This window comes from Tenacibaculum sp. TB-56 (assembly GCF_059716275.2).
The window spans coordinates 855527-875802 of record NZ_CM201367.1 but is presented as its reverse complement, the minus strand read 5'-3'; the positions used below and the strand labels follow the sequence as shown (position 1 = coordinate 875802).

Genomic DNA, 20276 nt, shown 5'->3' with positions numbered 1-20276 from the left:
AATCATTAATCATGACAAAAATAATAAACCCTCTTGTATTTAATGCCGTTTTACTCGTTTATATTACAGAGGATTTTAGGTGTTGAAAATCAAAATGAATGATTACTTAGGTTAAGTAAGGTTGTTTATGTACTTGTCATTATCTTTGCAGCATGTTAGAAGATAAAAATCAAGAAAGAACTTCGTTGGCTGAACTTGGAGAGTTCGGATTAATCAACCATTTGACAAAGCATTTTAAAATGTACCATTCTTCAACAGTAAAAGGTGTTGGAGATGATGCAGCGGTTATTAAATCTTCAAATGAAGAAACTGTAATCACTACAGACTTGCTGGTAGAAGGTGTGCATTTTGATTTAAGTTACATGCCGCTAAAACATTTAGGATACAAAGCGGTGATGGTGAATTTGTCAGATGTATATGCAATGAATGCAACTGCAGAGCAAATTACTGTATCGATAGCGGTGTCTAATCGTTTTCCGTTAGAAGCTATTGAAGAGTTGTATGCCGGAATTCAGTTAGCGTGTAATACTTATAAGGTTGATTTAATTGGAGGTGATACGACTTCATCGACAAAAGGAATACTAATTTCTATTACGGCTATTGGAACTGCTAAAAAAGAGGATATTGTATATAGAAATGGAGCAAAACCAACAGATCTAATCGTAGTTTCTGGAGATTTAGGTGCAGCGTATTTAGGGTTGCAAGTTTTAGAAAGAGAGAAACAAGTATTTCAGGTGAACCCTCAAAATCAACCTGATTTAGATAATTATACGTATATCATAGAGCGTCAATTAAAGCCAGAAGCACGTAAAGATATTCCTGAGTTGTTAAAAGAGTTAGAGGTAAAACCAACTTCTATGATAGATATTTCAGATGGATTGTCTTCTGAAATTATGCACATCTGTACGCAAAGTAAAACAGGATGTAAGATTTATGAGGATAAATTACCATTAGATCCACAAGTAATTGCAACTTCTGAAGAGTTTAATATGGACTCAACGATGATTGCTTTAAGTGGAGGAGAAGATTATGAATTGTTGTTTACAGTGTCAATTGATGATTATGATAAGATAAAAGGAAACCCGAATTTAACAGTGATTGGTCATATTACAGAAAAAGATCAGGGAATAAATTTAGTAACTCGTGCAAATCAAGAAATTGAATTAAAAGCGCAAGGTTGGAATTCCTTCAAAGGGTAAAAGAAGAAAAAATATTTTTTATAAAGCACATTTAATCAGTGTGCTTTTTTAGTTTAAAAAAATAGCGTCTTTAAATTGTTGTTGAGTGTTTATTCTGGTATAAAAATTGTATCTTGGTCAAACAGAAAATTGAATATTAACAAAAAAATCAAAAAGAAAATGGGAATTTTTTCATTTATTAAAAACGCCGGAGCTAAAGTTTTTGGTGTAGGAAAAACAACTGAAGAAGAAGCGGCAGAAAAAGCTGCTAAATTAGTAGACGCTGTACATAAATTAGAGCTTTCTGTTGAGAATCTAGCGGTTAATGTAGATGATGACAAAGCTACAGTTGCAGGTGAAGCGGCTGATTTAGCAACAAAAGAAAAAGTAGTTTTAGTAGTAGGAAATACTGAAGGAATTGCTTCTGTAGAAGATAACATGACTGTTAAAGAAGTTGAAGTTATCGAAGAAGCTGCTATGGCACAATTTCACACTGTAGTTAGTGGAGATTCATTAAGTAAAATAGCAAAAGAGTTTTATGGTGATGCAATGAAGTATCCTGTAATTTTTGAAGCAAACAAGCCAATGTTAACACACCCAGATAAAATTTATCCAGGGCAAGTATTAAGAATACCACCTTTAGTGGACTAATCAAAAGTTAATCAACCAAAGGAAAAAGCACCGTATATACGGTGCTTTTTTAGTTGAATAATATGCTATTAAAAGAAGTGTTTAGGATAATAAAGTAACAGAAAACAAGAAATTAATTGTCATCTTTGCAACTGTTTTCAAACTCACTAAAAAATGAATCAAAGAGCGCTGGCATTAACAGCAACATCTATTGCAACACTTATTTACGGAGTAACTTTTACGGTAGCTAAAGAAGTAATGGAAGAACATATACAACCGTTTGGGTTTATATTGCTTCGTGTTGGAGGTGCTGCTACGGTTTTTTGGTTGTTAGGGTTGTTTGTAAAAGCTCCTTCAATAGAAAAATCGGACTATAAAAATGTAGCAATGGCGGCTTTTTTTGGTATTGCTTTAAATATGCTTACTTTTTTTAAAGGACTAAGTTATACTACGCCTATAAGTGCATCGGTAATGATGGTAACCACACCAATTTTAGTGTTAATTTTTGCAAGTATACTTCTTAAAGAGAAATTAATTCTTAGAAAAATAGCAGGAGTTGTTGTTGGTTTAATAGGAGCTGTGATTTTAATTGCTTACGGAAATCCGTTGAAAGGAGATGCTTCTAATATAATGCTAGGAAATTTTTTAGTATTTATCAATGCAGCATCGTATGCAATGTACTTAGTTATTGTTAAAAAACTTATTGAAAAATACAACCCGATTGTTTTTGTAAAGTGGTTGTATCTCTTCGGATTGTTATTAGTGTTCCCTTTCGGAATTTCTGAGCTATTAGAGGTTCAATGGCAAACAATGCCAACAAATATTTATTTAAAAGCAGGGTTTGTGGTATTGTTTACCACTTGTATAACTTATTTGTTCAACTTATTTGCGCTGTCTAAATTAAAACCCACAACGGTAAGTGTTTTTATATATTTGCAACCAGTAGTGGCAGCAATTTACGCATTAATAGTAGGGAGTGATCATTTAGATATGGTTAAAATAGGTGCTGCATTATTGATATTTTTTGGAGTGTTTCTAGTAACAAAACGTCCTGCTGAAACTCCGAATAAATAAATGTATCTTTGCGGATTATTAAACCGAAGTTATGATACAATCTATGACGGGGTACGGTAAATCTGTACTACATCTACCTTCTAAAAAAGTTACGATTGAAGTTAAATCGTTAAACAGTAAAAATTTAGATTTAAACACTCGAATTCCTTCTTACTATAGAGAAAAAGAACTAGATGTTCGTAAAAAACTAGCAAGTAGTTTGGTACGAGGTAAGGTAGATTTTTCTATTTATGTAGAAATGACTGCGGATGAAACTTCAACAACAGTAAATACTGGTGTCGTACGAGAGTATATGCAACAGTTAAGAAATGTAACGCAAGTAGGTTCTTCTGATGATGTTGAATTGATGAAAATGGCAGTAAGAATGCCAGATGCTTTAAAAACGGAACGTGAAGAGTTAGATGAAGAAGAGTGGAATCAAATAGATGCTCATATTGATGAAGCTTTAAAAGAAATTATTCAATATAGAATAGATGAAGCACAGTCGTTAGAAGAAGATTTTAAAACGAGAATAACGAATATTCAAACAGCTTTAGAGGAAGTTAAAAAGTTAGATGGTGATAGAATAGCTCATGTAAAAGAGCGTTTGCAAAAAGCATTAACTGACTTAAAAGTTGAAGTAGATGAAAATCGTTTTGAACAAGAGTTAATTTACTATTTAGAAAAATTAGATATTAACGAAGAAAAAGTACGTTTGGCAAACCATTTAGAGTATTTTTTACAACAATTAGAAACGTCAGATTCTAATGGTAAAAAATTAGGTTTTATCGTACAAGAAATAGGTAGAGAGATTAATACTACAGGGTCTAAGGCTAATTTTGCACCAATACAAAAATTAGTCATTCAAATGAAAGACGAGTTAGAAAAAATAAAAGAGCAAATTTTAAACGTTTTATAAAAATGTCGGAAGAATTTAAAGGGAAATTATTTGTGTTTTCAGCACCGTCAGGTTCAGGTAAAACCACAATTGTACGTCACTTATTGGCTCAAGAACGTTTTAATTTAGAGTTTTCAATTTCTGCGACTTCAAGAGCTCCAAGAGGTGAAGAAGTTGATGGAAAAGATTATTATTTTATTTCAGCAGAAGAGTTCAAACAAAAAATAAAAAACGACGAGTTTTTAGAGTGGGAAGAAGTATATCGTGACAATTTTTATGGAACATTAAAAACCGAAGTAGAACGTATTTGGGCTCAAAAGAAACACGTAATTTTTGATATTGATGTTGTTGGAGGATTACGTATTAAAAAGAAATTTCCAGAAGAAACTTTAGCTGTTTTTGTAAAGCCACCAAGTGTTGATGAGCTAAAAATTCGCTTAAAGAAAAGAAGTACCGAAAGCGAAGATAAAATCAATATGCGTATAGCAAAAGCTTCGGTAGAATTAGCTACAGCACCACAGTTTGATAAAATCATTAAAAACTACGAATTACCAGTAGCTTTACAAGAAGCAGAAGATTTAGTAGACGATTTTTTGGGAATAAAAAAAGTAATTAAAGAATAACTTAGTATTTAGGTCTAGGTTCTAGTATTTTTAAATATGAAAAACATAGGATTATACTTCGGAACTTTTAATCCAATTCATATAGGGCATTTAATCATAGCCAATCACATGGTTGAGTATTCTGACTTAGATGAAATTTGGATGGTGGTAACACCTCACAACCCATTTAAAAAGAAAAATTCGTTGTTAGATAATCATCATCGTTTAGATATGGTGTATTTGGCCACTGAAGAGTATGAAAAAATCCAACCGTCAGATATAGAGTTTAGGCTTCCTCAACCAAATTATACAATTAACACATTAGCACATATTTCTGAAAAACACCCAAATTATACATTTAGTTTAATCATGGGTGAGGATAATTTGAAAAGCTTGCATAAGTGGAAAAACTATGAGGCTATTTTAGAAGATTATCACATATATGTATACCCTAGAGTTTCTGAAGGAATTGTAGAAAATCAGTTCAAGAATCACGAGAAGATTCATAGAGTTGATGCTCCAATAGTAGAAATTTCTTCAACCATGATACGAAAAGCGATAAAAGAAGAAAAAAACTGTAAACCTTTGCTACCGTATAAAGTTTGGAAGTATATAGACGAGATGAACTTTTATAAAAAATAGTTTCGCCACTTTTTCGTTGTATATTTGAATCCCAAACAAGTATAAAACGTGTCAAAAAACAAGAAAAAAAGAAAGCTTAAACAGAAGCTTACAGATAAGTACAGACTGGTAATTTTAAATGAAGATACATTTCAAGAACGATTTTCTTTAAAACTATCAAGGTTAAACGTATTTGTTTTTAGTGGAGTGTTTTCAATACTTCTTATAGTTTTAACAACGCTATTAATTGCATTTACTGGAATACGAGAGTATATTCCTGGTTACTCTTCAACCGCATTAAAAAGGAAAGCTACTAGGTTAACTTATGAAGCGGATTCTTTAAAAAACAGGTTAGCAATTATAGAAAGTTACACAAAGGCGTTAAAGCCCGTGTTAACTGGTGATATAGAACCTGAAAAAATAGATTCTATAACAACCGAAATGCAAACAATTGTAGTTGATGAAACTAAACTGCAGGCAACGAAACAAGATTCACTTTTTAGAGAGAAGATAGATAATAAAGATCTTTTTCCGTTGTATGAAGGGGGAGAGAACAGAATTAAAAATGTATTCTTTTCACCTTTAACGGGTACTATTTCTCAGCCTTTTGATTTGAATGAAAAGCATTACGCAATTGATATTGTGGCGCAAACAGGCACTCCTGTAAAAGCTGTCGCGGACGGAACAGTAATTTTAGCAGAATGGACAGCAGAAACAGGATATGTGATAACGATTCAACATTCTAATGAGTTTATTTCTGTGTATAAGCACAACGGAACTTTATTAAAAGAGCAAGGTGATGTAGTAAAATCAGGTGAGGCTATTGCAAGTGTGGGATCAACAGGAGAGTTAACTACTGGACCGCATTTACACTTTGAGTTATGGAATAACGGGTTTCCAGTAAACCCTACCAATTATATAGATTTTCAGTAGTAAAGAGAAGAGAAAAGAGAGGTTGTCTAACAATCCAATCATCTAAAAATCTAACAATCTAAAAAAGAATGAGCATTAAATCAATATTAGCAATTCCATTTGCAAAAATTGTACGAAAGCAAGTGTACAAATGGGCAAATGATCCACATAAAACACAAGAAAAGGTATTTCAGTATTTAGTTACAGAAGGATGCAAAACAGCTTTTGGTAAAGACCACGATTTTGTGTCAATCAATAACTATGAAGACTTTAAAAAACGTGTTCCTGTTAATGATTATGAAGGATTACGTTCTTATGTAGATAGAGTAGTTGAAGGAGAGGAAGATGTTTTGTGGAAAGGAAAACCGTTGTATTTTGCTAAAACTTCAGGAACTACCTCTGGGGCAAAATATATTCCAATTAGTAAAGAATCAATGCCAACACATATTTCTGCGGCACGTAACGCTTTGTTGTTTTACATAGCAGAAACAAATGATGCTAGTTTTGTGGATGGAAAGATGATTTTTTTACAAGGAAGTCCAGTTTTAGAAGATAAAAACGGTGTGAAGCTAGGGCGTTTAAGCGGAATAGCGGCTCATTATGTTCCAAATTATTTATTAAAGAATCGCTTACCAAGTTGGGAAACCAATTGTATTGAAGATTGGGATGTGAAAGTTGATAAAGTAGTTGAAGAAACGCTACCGGAAAATATGACGGTGATTAGCGGAATTCCGTCTTGGGTACAAATGTATTTTGAAAAACTGATTGAAAAGACGGGGAAAACGGTTTCCGAAATTTTCCCAAACTTCAATTTCTTTGTGTACGGAGGAGTAAATTTTGAACCGTACAAGAATAAGTTTGAAGCGTTAATTGGTAAAAAAATAGATTATGTAGAGTTATACCCTGCATCAGAAGGATTCATTGCTTATCAAGATTCTCAAACTGAAAAAGGAATGTTGTTGCAGTTGAATTCAGGGATTTTTTATGAGTTCATTCCAGCAAACGAATTTTTTGATGAAAACCCAACAAGAATTTCGTTAAAAGATGTTCAATTAGGGGTTAACTATGTAATCATTTTAAATACATCTGCTGGTTTATGGGGTTATAATATTGGTGATACTGTAGAGTTCACTTCTTTAAAGCCTTATAGAATAAAAGTAACAGGACGTATCAAACATTTTATTTCTGCTTTTGGAGAACATGTAATCGGTAAAGAAGTAGAAAAAGCGTTGAATGATGCTATTAAAGGAACTGATATTAACATAAGTGAATTTACCGTAGCTCCGCAGGTAAATCCAGAAAGAGGATTACCATATCATGAATGGTTTATTGAATTTGAAAATGAACCAGAGAATTTAGAGGAGTTGGCTGCTAAAATTGATGCTTCTATGCAAGAGCAAAATGTGTATTATTTCGATTTAATTACGGGTAAAGTTTTACGTCCGTTAATTATTAGAAAAGTACAAAAGGGAGGTTTTCATGAGTATATGAAATCTATAGGTAAGTTCGGAGGTCAGAATAAAATTCCACAATTATCAGATAACCGAAAAATAGCGGATGTATTGCAGAATTTTTTAGTAGAATAATAATTGAATTTTAATGAATGAAAAAGATAATTATAAGGAAAGAAGAAGATTTTGGATTGACAAGTCTCTAACTCAAACAGGTTATTCGATTAATTTATTTACAAGCTTGTCTATAGCTTTTGTAGGTTACTTGGTTAATCAAAACGATTTATTAAAGAAAATTGTAATTGATTTTGATTTAAAAATAGATTGGGTTTTGATATTTTTTTATTCCTCATTAATTTTTAGTGTTCTAGGGTGTATGTTTGGGGTATATAGTGTTTTAAGTAGATTAACTGATTTTAGAATAACAAGAAATATAGTTAAGGCAAAGAGTAAATATTTTGATAATTATAATAGAAAAGCTAAAAGAATAAGAACAACTAAACTTAAAAAGGGATTTTCTGATTTTATAATGATTTCTTTTTTATATGATAACGACTTTAATCTTGATTTAATAGATGATATAGAGAAGTTTGATCAGAGGTTAAAATTGTTAAAGGAGAGAAGTGATTTTTTAGGTAAGATTACATGGTGTTATCATAAAACTCAAATTATTTTTATTTTTTTAGCTGTAGATTTTTATGCAATATCTGAAATTCTTAATACTTGTATTTAATGAAAATTGTAGCAACTAATATAGGAGAGCGAAAAGAAATCGATTGGAAAGGAAAAATCGTTACTACAGGTATTTTTAAGTTTCCTGTTGACAAACCTATTTTCTTAGATGTTGAAAAAGTAAAAGACGATGCTATTTGTGACAGAGAGCATCATGGAGGAATAGATCAGGCAGTTTACGCTTACTCAGAAAATCATTATTCATACTGGAAAGAATTGTATCCTAATTTAGATTGGGAATACGGAATATTTGGTGAAAATCTAACTGTTTCTGATTTAGATGAAAGTCAATTACATGTTGGCGATACTTTTAAAGTTGGAGAGGTTGTAATTGAAGTAACGAAGCCGCGTCAACCTTGTATGAAACTTGGGGTACGTTTTAATGATATGAAAATTGTAAAACAGTTTTGGCAGCAAGATTTACCAGGAGTTTATTTTAAAATATTGCAAACAGGTTTTGTGAAATCAGGTGATGAGTTTGAGCAAATAAAAAGCTGCCCCCAAAACCCAACGATTTCTGAAGTGTACGCTGAAAAAAGAACTAAAAAAGGAATGTAAGTTTTACTTAGCTTCCAGTTCAAACACTTTTTGCAGCATTTTATCGTCTTGCTGATCTACTTTGTATAAACCTTCATCACTAAACAATTCACGAGCAATTAATACTCTCAAATTGCTGCGAAGTTGATTTTTTGTTCTTTCAGAAAGTCTGTAATCTTTAATTTCTTCTAGAAATTTGTTAGAAACGCTATGGTCTTTATCAAAGTTTTTAATAAAATCATCTACCGTTATAGACGCTAATTTTTTACGATTATCATCTACATATGAAAAAGCAAAATCGTTTAAAGGACGGAAGAAAATCGTAGGAATGTAAGAAGAGGTGTCTACCGCAACAAAATGATCTGGGATAATTCCACCACCACCATACACTATTTTTCCTTTAGGTGTTGTGTATTTTAAACTATCTACTGTTTTAATACTGTCTTTATTGAACAATTCACCATTTTCTATACGATGCTCAAAATCGTGACTGTATTCTTCAGAGTCAGCTTCTGCTTTGTAAGGCTTTTGAATAGAGCGACCTGTAGGAGTATAATAGCGAGCAGTAGTTAATCGCACTGCAGAACCATCACCCAAATCCATTTCTTGTTGTACTAACCCTTTACCAAAAGAACGACGTCCGATGATAATTCCCTTGTCATTATCTTGTAATGCACCTGCTACAATTTCAGAAGCAGACGCAGAGTTTTCGTCAATTAGAACATACAAACCACCGTGTTCAAAATCACCTTTATCTGTAGCGAAAGATTCAACAACATCTCCTTTATTATTTTTAGTAAATACAATAAGTTTTTTGTCTTCTAAGAATTCGTCAACAATATCATTAGCAATATCAATAAAACCACCACCATTTCCACGAAGGTCCAACACTAAGTCGGTCATTCCTTTCGTAAGTAATTTGTTTAAAGAAGTTTTAAATTCTACATAAGTGTTACGAGCAAAACGATCTAATTTTATATAACCAACACTGTCGTTTAGCATGTAAGCAACGTCAACACTTTTAATATTTACTTTACCACGATTAATGGTAATATCAAAAACACTGTCATTGGTTTTTCTATAAACCTGTAAATCAACTTTAGTATTTGGCTTCCCTTTTAAGGCTTTCATTATTTGGGAAGTTTGTAGGTTTTTTCCATAAAGAGTGTCTTTGTCTGCGAGTAAAATTCTATCTCCAGCTTTAATTCCAGCTTCAATACTTGGGCCACCTTTAATAGGTTCTATAACGGTAATCGTATCACCAATCATACGAAATTGAACACCAATACCTACAAAGTTACCCTGCATGTTTTCGGTAACTAATTGTAAGTTTTCCTTCGGAATATATACAGAGTGCGGATCTAATTTACCTAGCATTTCAGCAATAGCACCATCTAATAATTCATCAGTGTTAACGTTGTCAACATAATCACTTTGAATATAATCAATCAAACGTTTTATTTTACGTTCACTAGAAGTACTTTTACTAATAAAATTGCTTGAGTTTCCACCGCTAAAAAAAGTTCCAATAAGAATACCGAAAACTACTGCGATAGAGAAATATATAGGTAAATTATTCTTGTTCATTTGGTAAATATGTCAATTCAACACCTGCTTTTTCTAAAAAATCTAATCCTGATCGGTCTTTGTATGCTTGTGAATATACTACACGTTTTATCCCTGCTTGATGTATTAATTTACTACATTGTTGACAAGGTGATAAAGTTATGTATAAGGTAGCGCCTTTACACGATTGTGTTGAAGATGCTACTTTTAAAATAGCATTGGCTTCGGCGTGTAATACGTACCATTTAGTGTAACCTTCTTCATCTTCACAAAAGTTTTCGAACCCAGAAGGAGTCCCGTTATAACCGTCAGAAATAATCATTCTATCTTTTACAATTAAAGCACCTACTTTTTTACGAATACAGTGTGAAAGTTGTCCCCATTCATTCGCCATTTTTAAATAGGCAATGTCATATTTTAATTGTTTTTTCTTCAAAATGTTTCGTGTGATTTTTTCTTAGTTAAGCTAAGGTAGTTAGATTTGAATTAGTTAGGCGTTAATTTTTTACCAAAAAACACGGTCGAACATCATTTGTAAAGCGAACCCGATAACGATAGACGACATGATTAAAATCCAATCGCGACGATTTACACTAAAGATTGATTGTACTAACGCGCCGATTAATAAAATACCTAAAACAATAATAATTTGTGCTACTTCTACACCTAAAGCAAACTCAACTAAAGGTAAGAATTTATCAGAAGTTTTACCAATCATAATTTTAAAATAGTTGGAAAAACCAAGTCCGTGAATTAATCCGAAGAAAAGCGCAAAAAATAAATTCTGATTTTCTTTTCCTACCGATGCTTTTTTGGCAGTTAATACATTCATTAACCCTGTAATAAAAATAGTTAACGGAATTAAAAATTCGATTAAATCTGCTCGTACATTTAAAATTCCGTAGGCAGAAAGTGCTAGCGTTATTGAGTGTCCAATGGTAAATAAAGTGATTAACCATAAAACTTTTGTCCACTGTTTAAATTGATATACAACAGCTAATACGATTAAAAATAAAATGTGGTCATAGGCTTTAAAATCAAGTACATGAAACAAGCCCATTTTAAAGTAGAAGATAAAATCGTTCATTCGGGGTTCTAAATTTTTATTTGTCGATCTATTTGTTGGTCTAAAGATATAAAAGTTTCGGTTCTTGAAACCCCTTTTATGGTTTGAATATCCTTATTTAACAAGTGCATTAAATCTTCATTGTTCTTACACAGTATTTTAATAAAAATAGCATAGTTGCCCGTGGTGTAATGACTTTCTACAATTTCAGGAATTTCTTTTAAACGTTTAATAGCTGAAGAGTATAAACTGGCAGAATCTAAAAACACTCCAACAAAAGCGGTGGTAGTATACCCTAGCGCTTTAGGGTTTAATACCATTTTATAGCCTTCAATCAAATCAGATTCGTCTAATTTACGTAACCGTTGATGAATGGCAGCGCCTGATATACCTACTTCGCGAGCAATACTTAAAATAGGAGTTCTTGCATCATTTACCAATCGTTTGATAATGATTTTATCTATTCCGTCAATTTTCAATTTTTTTGCCATGTAACAAAAATAGCAAAAGTTTAATTATCATATAAAAATAAAAAATTATTGTTTTTCAATAATTTTAATATATTTGTGCAAGAAATAAAAAATATAAAATGTTATGGAGACAAAAAAGATTTTAAAAAATGGATCACTTTTCTTGAAGTTTATAATGTTAATACAAATAATTCTATGTGTAGGATTAGTGTTTATATACTTTGACTCTATGGTATCTCCTGAAAAATATAACTCACTAATTATTGATGAAAGTAGAAGATTGGTTTTTAACCATGGTATTGAAAAAGTACCAGAAACTTATGAGCAATGGGAGGCTACAGAAAAGTTTATACATTATAATTTATTAAATGACTATTCTAAATTTTATATCATATGGACAAAAGTTATAAAGTTTTTAGGATACTTTTTTATACTATATCTTTTAAACCTTTTTTTGAAGAATACAAAAAGTTATGATTTGTTTTTTGGCTCTAATATTAAAATATTAAACAAAATTATATTATTAATAATAGCACTTTTTATAATAGATTTTGCTTTAAAAGGATTTACGTTAGAACCAATATCAATGGTTTTTAATGAAACAGATATACCGCATTTTGTGACAAAAGAAAGAGTAACATTAGATTTTATAATATACTATCCATTAGCCATTATCTTCTTTTATATTTTAAAGGAAGTGTTTAAAAGAGGGAGAGAGCTAAAAGAAGAAAACGACCTAACCATATAAACTAATTATGAGAAAATTAAAAATTTTAAAAAGCTTAATAGACTTTATTTTTATTGTATATAGTCTTATAGTTCCTTTTCTTGTTATAGGTATTCCTCTTATATTTTTTGTAACAGAACAAGGTAATTTTAAAATTATGGGGTTAGACTTTAATGTAGGAACAAGCATAATTTCAAAAGTATTTGTAGCAATTTTTTTATTGGTGTATGTACTAGTTTATAATGCAATTTATAAGTTTAGAGTAGTGTTAACAGAATTTGTTAGAACTAAGATGTTTTCAGAAAAAGTAATTAAGAATTTAAAGGGAGCAGGAAATTTATTACTTATTTCAGGTGTTTTGATGATTGTTGCTAGAATTGGTTTAAAGCTAACAACAACATCAACTATAAATTTTGATTTTGGAATTGGAGCTCATTATTTAAGTATCTGTTTTGGACTTTTCTTTTTGGTGCTTTCAGAGATATTTAGAGTGTCAAAAGAATTAAAACAAGAAAACGACTTAACAATATAAGGTATGCCAATCATTGTAAACTTAGATGTAATGCTTGCCAAACGCAAGATGAAAAGTAAAGAATTGGCAGAGATTGTAGGAATTACCACAGCAAACCTATCCATCTTAAAATCAGGAAAAGCTAAAGCTATTCGTTTTTCAACACTAGAAGCTATTTGTAAAGCATTAGATTGCCAACCCGCAGATATTTTAGAGTTTGTAGAGGAGTAAAAACAGAAGATTCTGTACCTTTACAATTATGTATGCGTTGGTAGATTGTAATAACTTTTATGCTTCTTGCGAACGGGTTTTTAATCCGAATTTGCAAGGAAAACCAGTGGCTATTTTGAGTAATAATGATGGGTGTGTTATTTCAATGAGTGATGAAGCAAAAAAGTTACAACTTCCATTTGGAGCACCAATTTTTAAGTGGGATCAGTTTTGCAAAGACAATCAAATTTCGGTGCTGTCATCAAATTATCCGTTGTATGGTGATATGAGTGCGCGGGTGATGAAAATTTTAGAACAATTTTCGCCCGATGTAGAGGTGTATTCTATTGATGAAGCTTTTTTACAATTCAAAGGTTTTGATGAGTATAATTTGAATTCTTATGGAACTGAAATAAGAAGTAGAATTTTACAATGGACAGGTATTCCAACTTGTGTAGGAATTGCACCTACAAAAGCATTAAGTAAAGTAGCAAATAAAATAGCACGTAAGTTTCCGAAAGAAACAGGAGGAGTCTATGTGATAGATTCCGAAGAAAAAAGAATCAAAGCGTTAAAATGGACTCCTATTGAAAGTGTTTGGGGAATTGGAAGAGGTATACAAAAAAGACTACAAGCTAAAGGATGTGTAAAAGCGTATGATTTTACACAGTTAAATGATGATTGGGTGCTGAAAAATTTATCCATTACAGGCTGGAAGTTAAAAAAAGACTTAGAAGGAGATTCGAAAATTGAATTAGATGAACCTGCCAACAAAAAAGCAATAGCAACAACCCGAAGTTTTGAATATACATTTTCAGATTTAGATAATATTAAAGAAAGAATTTCTACGTTTGCAGCAAGTTGTGCAGAAAAATTACGAAAGCAAAATTCTAGTTGCCATATGGTAATTGTATTGTTGCGTAGCGATTATCATAAAAAAGACACAGAGCAACATCGTGTAAGTAAAACAGTAGTGTTTCCGTATCCGACCAATTCAACATTAACAATTTGTAAAAGCGCGGTACAAGCAGTAATAACTATTTTTAAAGAAGGAATACACTACAAAAGAGCAGGAGTTATTGTAACAGGATTGGTGCCTTCAGATAATTATCAATTAGATATGTTTGCAAGTGAAAATCCGAAGCACGCTTCTTTAATGAGTGCGATTGATAAAATTAATCAGACTTATAAAGCAGATAAGATTAAATTAGCCAATCAAGATTTACGGCGTACTTGGAAGATGCGTCAAGAACGATTATCACCCAAGTACACAACTAATATTAACGATATTATCAAGGTAAAGTAAGTTTAGTTAAACAACAAACAATAAGATGTTACGAAAATTAAAACAAGTACAAGCATCAGAAGCATTGACATTTTTTTTACCGAAAGAATTAAATGAAAGCGAAGGTGCTATCTTTATGGATATAGGTATTTCTGCTGGATTTCCTTCTCCTGCAGATGATTTTAGAGAAACTCGTATTTCGTTAGATGAGGAGCTTATTAGAAATAAAGAGGCAACTTTTTTTGCACGAGTAAGTGGTCAATCGATGATTGGTGCTGGTTTGGATGATAATGATTTGTTGGTGATTGATAGAAGTATTCCGCCAACCAATAATAAGATAGCGGTTTGTTTTTTAGATGGAGAGTTTACGGTAAAACGCTTGCGAGTTGAAGGAGGAGAAGTTTGGTTGAAACCTGAAAATCCAGATTATCCTATTATAAAAATCACTGAAGAAAATAATTTTATCATTTGGGGAATTGTCACCAATGTGATTAAAAAAGTGTAGAAGCGAACAGAGACCGCTTCGCTGTTAGATAAAAGAGTCAAGACGATAAGTGAAAAAATCAAAAATAAAAAAATCTGGAAATTTTCCAGATTTTTTTATTTTTAGCCTACAGCCTAACAAAACTCGTCGTAAGCAGCTGCTAAGTTTTGAGCAATTGCTTCAGCAGAACGCCCTTCAATATGATGACGCTCTAACATGTGTACTAAATTTCCGTCTTTAAATAAGGCGATTGCAGGTGATGATGGAGGGAAAGGAATCATATATTCTCTTGCCTTCGCAGTAGATTCTTTTTCTACCCCTGCAAAAACAGTTGTTAAATGTGTAGGAGTTTTATCTGCCCCTAAAGAAGCAATAACTCCTGGTCTTGCAGTACCTGCAGCACATCCACAAACTGAGTTTACCATTACTAACGTAGTTCCTTCTTTTGCTAAAGCATTGTCAACATCTTCAGCAGTATATAAAGCTTCAAAACCAGCGTTGATTAATTGGTCACGCATTGGTTTTACTAATTCTTCTGGATACATATTTTTGAATTAAATTTAAAGCAAAGATACTGTTTTTCATGGCAACAATCAACTTCAAATAGCTATGGTTGTAGTTGCTTAAAATTTTATCTTTGCACTTTTAAATTTTATAAATGGGAAAATTTGCAAAATGGCTTGGGGCTGGAGCAGGCTTTACGTTAGGAGGTTGCCTATTGGAGCTATTGTAGGATTTGTTGTGGGGAGTTTTATTGATGGAATTTCAGTAGAAGATTTTAAAGAAGAACAACAAGAATATCAAAAAAGACAACATGAGGGAACAAGAGGAAGAGCTACTTCAGGAGATTTTGAAATTAGCTTATTAATCTTAGCATCGGTAGTTATAAAAGCAGATGGGAGAATAGATCAACGCGAATTAGATTATGTTCGTACGTATTTTGTGAAAATGTACGGTAAAGAAAGAGCAAATCATGCATTTAAATTGTTCAACGGAATTATTAAAAAGCAAATTTCTACACGTCAAGTTTGTTTACAAATTCGTCAGTACATGTCGCATGCTACGCGATTACAGTTAGTTCATTTTTTATTCGGAATAGCGCAAGCTGATGGACAAGTAACGAGTAATGAGGAGCAAGAAATTAGAAAAATAGCAAGTTATTTATACATTAATGAATACGATTATTCATCAATAAAAGCAATGTTTTATGATGAGTCTGATAGCGCTTATAAAATGCTAGAAATAACAAAAGAAGCTACTAATGATGAGGTGAAAAAAGCGTATCGAAAAATGGCTAAAAAGCACCATCCAGATAAATTGCAAAACTTAGGAGAAGAGCATAAAAATGGAGCTAACGAAAAGTTTCAAAAAATTCAAGCAGCTTACGAACAAATTAAAAAAGAACGAGGAATTAATTAGTTTGTTTCCTTAAAAATAGAATTCACAATAAAAACACCTCAATTTTGAGGTGTTTTTTTATATCTCAAATTCAACAATTACAAGAAAATACGTAATTTCGCACATTCAATTAATAAACCGACAAAATGAGTAAGAAGTTTACTGAATACAAAGGATTGGATTTACCAAAAGTAGCAGAAGAAATATTAAACTATTGGGAAGAAAACAACATCTTTGAAAAAAGTATTACTACACGTGAAGGAAATGAACCATTTGTGTTTTTTGAAGGACCACCTTCAGCAAACGGTTTACCAGGAATTCACCACGTAATGGCACGTGCCATTAAAGATATTTTTTGTCGTTATAAAACCCAAAAAGGATACCAAGTTAAGCGTAAAGCAGGTTGGGATACGCATGGGTTACCTGTAGAATTGGGTGTTGAAAAAGAATTAGGAATCACTAAAGAAGACATTGGAACAAAAATTACCGTTGAAGAATACAACGAAGCGTGTAAAAAAGCGGTAATGCGTTATACCGATATTTGGAACGACCTAACAGAAAAAATGGGATATTGGGTAGATATGGAAGATCCATATATTACTTACAAACCAAAATATATGGAATCGGTTTGGTGGTTGTTAAAGCAAATCTATGATAAAGATTTACTGTATAAAGGATATACTATTCAACCGTATTCACCAAAAGCAGGAACAGGATTAAGCTCGCACGAGTTAAATCAACCAGGAACGTATCAAGATGTTACAGATACTACAGTAGTAGCTCAGTTTAAAACGATAAAAGAAACATTACCAGACTTTTTACAAGTTGATGGAGATGTACACTTTTTAGCTTGGACAACGACTCCATGGACACTTCCATCGAATACAGCATTAACGGTTGGTCCAAAGATTGAGTATGTTTTAGTAAAAACATTCAATCAATACACATTTGAACCAATTCAAGTGGTGTTAGCGAAAAACCTGGTAGGTAAACAATTTGCTGGAAAGAAGTTTAATGAAGTTGAAGATGTAGCTGAATTAGCAAATTATGCAGAGGGAGATAAGCAAATTCCATATGCAGTTGTAAAAGAATTTATAGGAAAAGACTTAGTAGGTATTAAATACGAGCAATTATTACCATTTGCTTTACCATATCAGAATCCAGAAAATGCTTTTAGGGTAATTTCAGGAGATTTTGTTACTACCGAAGATGGTACAGGTATTGTACACACAGCACCTACGTTTGGTGCTGATGATGCGTTGGTTGCAAAACAAGCAACTCCAGAAGTGCCACCAATGTTAGTGTTAGACGAAAATGAGAATCCAGTTCCTTTAGTAGATTTACAAGGGAAGTTCCGTCCAGAAATGGGAGAATTTGCAGGTAAATATGTGAAGAACGAGTACTATGCTGATGGAGAAGCTCCTGAAAGATCAGTAGATGTTGAGTTAGCGATTCAATTAAAAGAAGAAAATAAAGCCTTTAAGGTTGAAAAATATGTACACAGTTATCCGAATTGTTGGCGTACCGATAAACCAATTTTATACTATCCATTAGATTCTTGGTTTATCAAGGTAACCGATGTAAAGGATAAGATGTTCGATTTAAACGAAACGATAAACTGGAAACCAAAATCGACAGGAGAAGGACGTTTTGGTAACTGGTTAAAAAATGCGAATGACTGGAACTTATCACGTTCTCGTTTTTGGGGAATTCCATTACCTATTTGGCGTACTGAAGATGGAACAGAGCAAATTTGTATCGGTTCTGTAGCTGAATTAAAAGAAGAGATTCAAAAGTCAGTTGATGCAGGCGTAATGACTGAAGATATTTTTGCTGATTTTGAAGTAGGAAACATGTCTGAAGAGAACTATGATAAAATAGACTTACACAAAAATGTAGTCGATAAAATTACCTTAGTTTCTACATCAGGTAAACCAATGAAGCGCGAAAGTGATTTAATTGATGTATGGTTCGATTCAGGTTCTATGCCTTATGCACAGTGGCATTATCCGTTTGAAAATAAAGAATTAATCGATACCAAAGAAAGTTATCCAGCAAACTTCATTGCAGAAGGAGTAGATCAAACTCGTGGATGGTTCTATACGTTACATGCAATTGGAACGATGGTGTTTGATTCTGTAGCTTATAAAAATGTTGTATCTAACGGATTGGTGTTAGATAAGAACGGACAAAAAATGTCAAAACGTTTAGGAAATGCGGTAGATCCGTTTACTACATTGTCAGAATTTGGTCCAGATGCTACGCGTTGGTATATGATTTCAAATGCTAATCCTTGGGATAACTTAAAATTTGATATTGCAGGAATAGAAGAGGTAAAACGTAAATTCTTCGGAACTTTATACAATACCTATTCATTCTTCTCATTATATGCGAATATTGACAATTTTACGTATAGCGAAGCTGAAATTCCAATTAACGAAAGACCAGAGATTGATCGTTGGATTTTATCTGAATTAAATACGTTGGTTGATAAGGTTGATAAATTCTATGCAGATTATGAGCCAACCAAAGCAACCAGAGCAATTTCTGATTTTGTACAAGATCATTTAAGTAATTGGTATGTGCGTTTATGTAGAAGACGTTTTTGGAAAGGAGAGTATGCACAAGATAAAATTTCTGCATACCAAACGTTATACACATGTATGTTAACGGTGGCTAAATTAGGATCTCCAGTAGCACCTTTCTTTATGGATCGTTTATATAAAGATTTAGTGAATGCTACAGGAGTAGAGAATTTTGAAAGTGTACATATTGCAGAATTCCCTAAGTATAATGCTGATTTAGTAGATAAATCATTAGAGCGTAAAATGGAAAATGCACAAACGATTTCATCATTAGTTTTATCTCTTAGAGCTAAAGAAAAAATCAAAGTACGTCAACCATTACAAAAAATAATGATTCCAGTATTAGATGCAGTTCAGAAGGAAGAAATTTTAGCAGTTGCAGATTTAATTAAGTCAGAAGTAAACGTTAAAGAGATTGAGTTATTAGATGATGCTTCAGGAATTTTGGTGAAACAAATCAAACCAAACTTCAAGGCTTTAGGTCCGAAATTTGGTAAAGATATGAAGCTGATTGCTAGTCAAATACAAAATTTCAATCAAGAAGATATTTTAAAAATTGAAAAAGAAGGAGAAATTTCTGTGGAAATTAATGGTAAAATGATTACTTTAGAAACCGCAGATGTAGAGATTTCATCAAAAGATATCGAAGGGTGGTTAGTAGCAAATGCAGAGGGGTTAACTGTAGCTTTAGATGTTACAATAAACGATGAATTACGTAAAGAAGGTGTGGCTAGAGAGTTAGTAAATAGAATTCAAAACGCACGAAAAGACACAGGTTTAGAAGTAACCGATAAAATTAAATTAACCATTTTGCAAGCTGACGATTTAAAAGAATCGGTATTGGCAAATGAAAACTACATTAAAGCAGAAACATTAACAAACGAGTTAGTTTTTGTTGATGATTTAAAGAATGGTACAGAAATTGAGTTTGATACCATTAAAAGTAGAATGTTAATTGAAAAAATATAGCATTATGGATGATGTTAAAATAAGATATTCAGATAGTGATTTACAAGAATTTAAAGAAATCATCTTAAAGAAAATTGAAAAAGCAGAAGAAGATTTAAAATTATTACAAGCTTCTTACAAAAACGGATCTGATAACGGTACCGATGATACTTCTCCGCAATTTAAGTCGTTTGAAGAAGGATCGGATACAATGGCTAAAGAAGCAAACATGCAATTAGCTATTCGTCAAGAGAAATTTATTAGAGATTTAAAGAACGCCTTAGTTCGTATTGAAAATAAAACCTACGGTATTTGTAGAGTTACTGGTAAGTTAATTCAAAAAGAACGTTTAAAATTAGTGCCTCATGCTACGTTAAGTATTGAAGCAAAACGCAAGCAATAAACCGTAGAA

General features: G+C 32.2%; 23 protein-coding genes. 18 read left to right on the top strand and 5 right to left on the bottom strand.

Going from position 1 to position 20276, the window contains the following annotated elements; genetic code table 11:
• Positions 1–152: 152 nt before the first annotated feature.
• The 10 genes from thiL (at position 153) to AC3VI6_RS04270 (ending at position 8635) form a co-directional block, all read left to right on the top strand.
• The gene (gene thiL, locus AC3VI6_RS04315) at positions 153–1199 is read left to right on the top strand and encodes a thiamine-phosphate kinase (protein ID WP_497705284.1); all 1047 of its coding nucleotides are present in this window, start codon (positions 153–155) and stop codon (positions 1197–1199) included.
• Positions 1200–1358: 159 nt separating this feature from the next.
• On the top strand, positions 1359–1829 hold the full coding sequence (gene lysM / locus AC3VI6_RS04310) for a peptidoglycan-binding protein LysM (protein WP_497705283.1): 471 nt from the start codon (positions 1359–1361) through the stop codon (positions 1827–1829).
• A gap of 153 nt (positions 1830–1982) precedes the next feature.
• Complete coding sequence (locus AC3VI6_RS04305) at positions 1983–2882, top strand: DMT family transporter (RefSeq protein ID WP_497705282.1); 900 nt, start codon at positions 1983–1985, stop codon at positions 2880–2882.
• Between the two features lie 31 nt (positions 2883–2913).
• The gene (locus AC3VI6_RS04300) at positions 2914–3780 is read left to right on the top strand and encodes a YicC/YloC family endoribonuclease (protein ID WP_299001623.1); all 867 of its coding nucleotides are present in this window, start codon (positions 2914–2916) and stop codon (positions 3778–3780) included.
• A 2-nt stretch (positions 3781–3782) separates the two neighbouring features.
• Complete coding sequence (gmk, locus tag AC3VI6_RS04295; RefSeq protein WP_274633833.1) at positions 3783–4382, top strand: guanylate kinase; 600 nt, start codon at positions 3783–3785, stop codon at positions 4380–4382.
• 36 nt (positions 4383–4418) lie between these two features.
• Positions 4419–5003 (top strand): nicotinate (nicotinamide) nucleotide adenylyltransferase, encoded by a 585-nt coding sequence (gene nadD, locus AC3VI6_RS04290; RefSeq protein WP_497705281.1) that lies wholly within the window; start codon positions 4419–4421, stop codon positions 5001–5003.
• 48 nt (positions 5004–5051) lie between these two features.
• Positions 5052–5915, top strand: coding sequence for a M23 family metallopeptidase (locus tag AC3VI6_RS04285; RefSeq protein ID WP_408036804.1), 864 nt, complete (start codon positions 5052–5054; stop codon positions 5913–5915).
• A gap of 68 nt (positions 5916–5983) precedes the next feature.
• On the top strand, positions 5984–7480 hold the full coding sequence (locus AC3VI6_RS04280) for a GH3 family acyl-acid amido synthetase (RefSeq protein ID WP_497705280.1): 1497 nt from the start codon (positions 5984–5986) through the stop codon (positions 7478–7480).
• A 13-nt stretch (positions 7481–7493) separates the two neighbouring features.
• Positions 7494–8078 carry a hypothetical protein gene (locus tag AC3VI6_RS04275; RefSeq protein ID WP_299001621.1) on the top strand — a complete coding sequence of 195 codons (585 nt, stop codon included), beginning with the start codon at positions 7494–7496 and terminating at the stop codon, positions 8076–8078.
• Positions 8078–8635: an MOSC domain-containing protein gene (locus AC3VI6_RS04270; RefSeq protein ID WP_497705279.1), complete on the top strand. Its 558-nt coding sequence runs from the start codon at positions 8078–8080 to the stop codon at positions 8633–8635. Before AC3VI6_RS04275 ends, AC3VI6_RS04270 begins: the two co-directional genes overlap by 1 nt.
• A 3-nt stretch (positions 8636–8638) precedes the next feature.
• Here the strand turns inward: AC3VI6_RS04270 and AC3VI6_RS04265 are convergent, their stop codons facing one another.
• From AC3VI6_RS04265 to AC3VI6_RS04250, 4 genes are all read right to left on the bottom strand, one after another.
• Positions 8639–10201 (bottom strand): S41 family peptidase, encoded by a 1563-nt coding sequence (locus AC3VI6_RS04265; RefSeq protein WP_497705278.1) that lies wholly within the window; start codon positions 10199–10201, stop codon positions 8639–8641.
• Positions 10188–10619, bottom strand: coding sequence for a deoxycytidylate deaminase (locus AC3VI6_RS04260; RefSeq protein ID WP_120186167.1), 432 nt, complete (start codon positions 10617–10619; stop codon positions 10188–10190). The genes AC3VI6_RS04265 and AC3VI6_RS04260 overlap by 14 nt, the downstream gene beginning before the upstream one ends.
• Positions 10620–10685: 66 nt before the next feature.
• A complete protein-coding gene (locus AC3VI6_RS04255) occupies positions 10686–11267 on the bottom strand; it encodes a HupE/UreJ family protein (RefSeq protein ID WP_028892203.1) in 582 nt (193 codons plus the stop codon).
• A gap of 8 nt (positions 11268–11275) precedes the next feature.
• Complete coding sequence (locus AC3VI6_RS04250; protein ID WP_120186168.1) at positions 11276–11737, bottom strand: Lrp/AsnC ligand binding domain-containing protein; 462 nt, start codon at positions 11735–11737, stop codon at positions 11276–11278.
• Between the two features lie 208 nt (positions 11738–11945).
• Here AC3VI6_RS04250 and AC3VI6_RS04245 point away from each other — a divergent pair, with 208 nt between their 5' ends.
• The 5 genes from AC3VI6_RS04245 to AC3VI6_RS04225 are packed head-to-tail and all read left to right on the top strand — an operon-like array spanning position 11946 to position 14954.
• The gene (locus AC3VI6_RS04245) at positions 11946–12464 is read left to right on the top strand and encodes a DUF2975 domain-containing protein (RefSeq protein ID WP_497705277.1); all 519 of its coding nucleotides are present in this window, start codon (positions 11946–11948) and stop codon (positions 12462–12464) included.
• Positions 12465–12471: 7 nt separating this feature from the next.
• Positions 12472–12975, top strand: coding sequence for a DUF2975 domain-containing protein (locus tag AC3VI6_RS04240; protein WP_497705276.1), 504 nt, complete (start codon positions 12472–12474; stop codon positions 12973–12975).
• A gap of 3 nt (positions 12976–12978) precedes the next feature.
• Positions 12979–13185 (top strand): helix-turn-helix domain-containing protein, encoded by a 207-nt coding sequence (locus AC3VI6_RS04235; protein ID WP_047789930.1) that lies wholly within the window; start codon positions 12979–12981, stop codon positions 13183–13185.
• A 28-nt stretch (positions 13186–13213) separates the two neighbouring features.
• A complete protein-coding gene (locus tag AC3VI6_RS04230) occupies positions 13214–14470 on the top strand; it encodes a Y-family DNA polymerase (protein WP_497705275.1) in 1257 nt (418 codons plus the stop codon).
• A 25-nt stretch (positions 14471–14495) separates the two neighbouring features.
• A complete protein-coding gene (locus tag AC3VI6_RS04225) occupies positions 14496–14954 on the top strand; it encodes a LexA family protein (RefSeq protein ID WP_274633842.1) in 459 nt (152 codons plus the stop codon).
• 113 nt (positions 14955–15067) lie between these two features.
• On the opposite strand, the gene AC3VI6_RS04220 is transcribed toward AC3VI6_RS04225, so the two are convergent.
• Positions 15068–15478: a BrxA/BrxB family bacilliredoxin gene (locus tag AC3VI6_RS04220; protein ID WP_497705274.1), complete on the bottom strand. Its 411-nt coding sequence runs from the start codon at positions 15476–15478 to the stop codon at positions 15068–15070.
• Between the two features lie 130 nt (positions 15479–15608).
• Here AC3VI6_RS04220 and AC3VI6_RS04215 point away from each other — a divergent pair, with 130 nt between their 5' ends.
• From AC3VI6_RS04215 to AC3VI6_RS04205, 3 genes are all read left to right on the top strand, one after another.
• On the top strand, positions 15609–16352 hold the full coding sequence (locus tag AC3VI6_RS04215; RefSeq protein WP_497705273.1) for a TerB family tellurite resistance protein: 744 nt from the start codon (positions 15609–15611) through the stop codon (positions 16350–16352).
• A 125-nt stretch (positions 16353–16477) separates the two neighbouring features.
• Entirely contained in the window at positions 16478–19885 is a 3408-nt protein-coding gene (gene ileS / locus AC3VI6_RS04210) for an isoleucine--tRNA ligase (RefSeq protein WP_497705272.1), read from the top strand.
• A 4-nt stretch (positions 19886–19889) separates the two neighbouring features.
• Positions 19890–20267 (top strand): TraR/DksA family transcriptional regulator, encoded by a 378-nt coding sequence (locus AC3VI6_RS04205; RefSeq protein WP_028892210.1) that lies wholly within the window; start codon positions 19890–19892, stop codon positions 20265–20267.
• Positions 20268–20276 lie beyond the last annotated feature (9 nt).